We start from the raw sequence: 3,216 nt of genomic DNA on the forward strand, positions 1-3,216 counted from the left end.
CGCCACCGTCGGCGTGGTGGGCGCGGGCGTGATCGCGCGCACCGTCTGCCGGTACCTCGACGCCGCCGGGGTGTCCCTCGCCGACGTGCGCTGCCACGACCTCGACGAACCGTCCGCCGCCGCCCTCACCGCGCAACTGCGCGACCGGCACGGCGCAGGGGCCCGGACGGTGTCCCTCACGGAGGCCCTCGACTGCGACCTGGTGGTCCTCGCCACGACGGCGCCGAAACCCTACGTCCCCGCGGACCACGCCTTCGGCCCCGGCCAACTGGTCCTGAACATCTCACTGCGCGACCTCGCCCCCGAGACACTGCTGCGGGCCGACAACGTCCTCGACGACGTGGACCACTGCCTCAAGGCGAACACCTCGCCTCACCTCGCCGAACAGCTCACCGGCGGGCGGGAGTTCGTCACCGGGACGCTGGCGGGCGTCATCTCGGGACAGGTGCGCCTCACTCCAGGGAAGGCCACCGTCTTCTCGCCGTTCGGGCTCGGGGTGCTCGATCTCGCCGTCGGCCACCACCTCCACCACCGGGCGCGGCAGACCGGCCGGCTGCTCGACGTGCCCGAGTTCTTCGGGGAGACACGGCGATGGTGACGACCGGCCGTCCCACCCCCGAGGCCACCGCTGCCCGGACCGTCCCCGAAGGAGTCAACCCGTGACCGTCGACACCGCCCTCGCCCCCGCCGAGCCTCCCTGGTCGAAGCCCCCGGTCGACGTCAACGATCTGCGCCCGCGCTTCTGGTCCCGCACCGCCGAGCGCGGGCCGGACGGCGTGCTGCACGTCGGAGGCGTGTCCACGGTCGACCTGGCCGGGCGGTTCGGCACCGCCGCCTACCTCTTCGACGAAGCCGACTTCGTCGCGCGCTGCCACGAATTCCGCACCGCCTTCCACGACTTCGACATCTACTACGCGGGCAAGGCCTTCCTCTGCAAGACGGTCGCCCGGCTGGTGGCCCGGGCGGGGCTCGGTCTGGACGTGTGCACCGGGGGAGAGCTGGCCGTGGCACTCGCCGCAGGCTTCCCCGCGGAGCGGATCGTGCTGCACGGCAACAACAAGTCGGCGCACGAACTGCACCGCGCGCTCCGGTACGGCGTCGGGCGCATCGTCCTCGACTCCTTCGACGAGATCGACGCCCTCACCGACCTGGCCCGGGAGTACCGCCAACGGCCGCGGGTCCTGGTGCGCGCGACCGTGGGCGTCAGGGCGGACACCCACGACCACATCGCGACCGCCCACGAGGACCAGAAGTTCGGGTTCTCCGTCGCGGCCGGCACCGCTGCCGCCGCCGTACGCAGGGTCCTGGACGACGGCGTACTGGAGCTGCGCGGACTCCACACCCACATCGGCTCCCAGATCTTCGACACCAGCGGCTGGGACGTCGCCGCGCGCCGGGCACTCGCCCTGCACGCGGCGATCGGCGCGGAGTACGGCGCCGAACTGCCCGAGTTCGTCCTGGGCGGCGGCTTCGGCATCGCCTACACCGACGCCGACTCCCCGTCGACCCCCGGCCGGCTCGCCGCCGAACTGCGCGGCATCGTCGCCGACGAGTGCGCGAAGCTCTCGATCGCCGTGCCCCGTACGGCCATCGAGCCCGGCCGCGCCATCGCGGGCCCGGCCGGCTGCACGCTCTACCGCGTCGGCACGGTCAAGCGGCTCGACGGCCTGCGCACCTATGTGTCGGTGGACGGTGGCATGAGCGACAACATCAGGCCCGCGCTCTACGACGCCCGCTACTCGGTGACGCTGGCGAGCCGTACGTCGTCGGCCGCCCCGGCCCTGACGCGCGTCGTCGGCCGGCACTGCGACGCGGGCGACATCGTCGTCCCCGACGACCACCTCCCGGCCGACATCCGCGTCGGCGACCTGATCGCGGTGCCCGGGACCGGCGCCTACTGCCGCAGTCTCGCCAACAACTTCAACCACACACCGCGACCGCCGGTCATCGCCGTGGCGAACGGCGAGGCACGCGTCATCATCCGCCGGGAAACCGAAACCGACCTGCTCGCCCTGGACATGGGCTGAAGCGGAGAACAGGGGAGCGATCACCGTGGACGTCAACGAAGAGAACGGCCTCCGTATCGCCTCCTGCGACATGGAGGAAGGACTGGACCGGGTACGGTCGGGCTCGCTGCCGGACGCCGACATCCTTCGCATCGCCCGTCCCGAACCCTCCGCCCGGAATGCGCTGGAGCGGGCCGGATTCGTCGTGAAACCCAGCTGGGTCACCTGGATGGCACACACCCGGGAATCGGAGGAGGAATTCCTCGCCGGGCTGTCCGGAAACGAGCGGGGCAACATGCGAAAAGGGCAGCGTTTCGTGCGCGCCCAGGGTATTTCGCTGAAGGTCTTCCCGGTGCTGGAAGACCGGGCCCTGGAAGAATTCCTCACCCTCTACGAGCGGCAGATCGCGGGCATGCGGTACGGAATTTCCTACGGGCGCCGCTGGCAGGCGCGGATGCTGGCCGACCGGGACACCTACTTCGCGGTCCACGCCTATCGGGGCGACACCCTGGTGGGCGGGTGCGTCTGCCAGGTGCTGGACGCGAAGTCCACGATGCGGATCCGCTTCAACTCCGCCGATCCGGCCGAACGACACGGCCGCCTCATGCGCGTGATGTACCTCGCCGCGTTCCAGGAGGCCCGCGACCGGGGCCAGCGGCGGGTGTCGCTCGGCAGCGACCCGAGCCTGTACGGACACATCGCGAAACCCGGCCTGTTCACCTTCAAGAGCCGGCTCGGCTTCCTCCCCGTCCCGGCCCAGTGGCTGGACCCGCGGGACGGCGCGGACGAAGCGGACCTGGTGCTGCGACTCGACGCGCTGGAGGACCCCTCGCTCCTCCTCGCGTACGACGGCCCGCCCGAGGCCGGCGTCCCCTGGGACACGCCCGGACGGCTCCGCATGGAGGTCCTGGCCGGCGCCGAGGACGTCGACGTCACGCAGTACCGGGCACCGTTCCTCGCCGGTCACCGCATACGGGTCGTGCGATGACCGGCGTCGAGTCCGCGGCACGGGACACCGCGCGCAGGGGTTCTTCGCTGCGACGGCACCGCGACTACCGGCTCCTGCTGTCGGCCGCCGCCGCCAGTCACGTGGGCACGCAGATGCGGCTCGTCGCGCTGCCGCTGCTGGCCGTGACGGCGTTCCACGCCACCGCCGGGCAGACGGGTCTGCTCGTCACCGCCGAGACGGTCGCCTTCCTGGCCATCGGCC

General features: G+C 71.8%; 2 protein-coding genes and 2 pseudogenes. All 4 read left to right on the forward strand.

Annotation, left to right across the window (positions count from 1 at the left end; all coding sequences use genetic code 11):
• Nucleotides 1-598 (forward strand): annotated as a pseudogene (locus tag R6V09_RS49365) (2,3-diaminopropionate biosynthesis protein SbnB); the annotation flags it as partial.
• 61 nt (nucleotides 599-659) lie between these two features.
• The gene (lysA, locus tag R6V09_RS49370) at nucleotides 660-2,027 is read left to right on the forward strand and encodes a diaminopimelate decarboxylase (protein WP_317887973.1); all 1,368 of its coding nucleotides are present in this window, start codon (nucleotides 660-662) and stop codon (nucleotides 2,025-2,027) included.
• 25 nt (nucleotides 2,028-2,052) lie between these two features.
• Nucleotides 2,053-2,994: a GNAT family N-acetyltransferase gene (locus tag R6V09_RS49375; protein ID WP_317887974.1), complete on the forward strand. Its 942-nt coding sequence runs from the start codon at nucleotides 2,053-2,055 to the stop codon at nucleotides 2,992-2,994.
• Nucleotides 2,991-3,216: pseudogene (locus tag R6V09_RS49380) on the forward strand (MFS transporter); the annotation flags it as partial. The gene R6V09_RS49375 and the pseudogene R6V09_RS49380, both read left to right, overlap by 4 nt.

Source organism: Streptomyces sp. W16 (genome assembly GCF_033194735.1).
Lineage (GTDB): Bacteria > Actinomycetota > Actinomycetes > Streptomycetales > Streptomycetaceae > Streptomyces.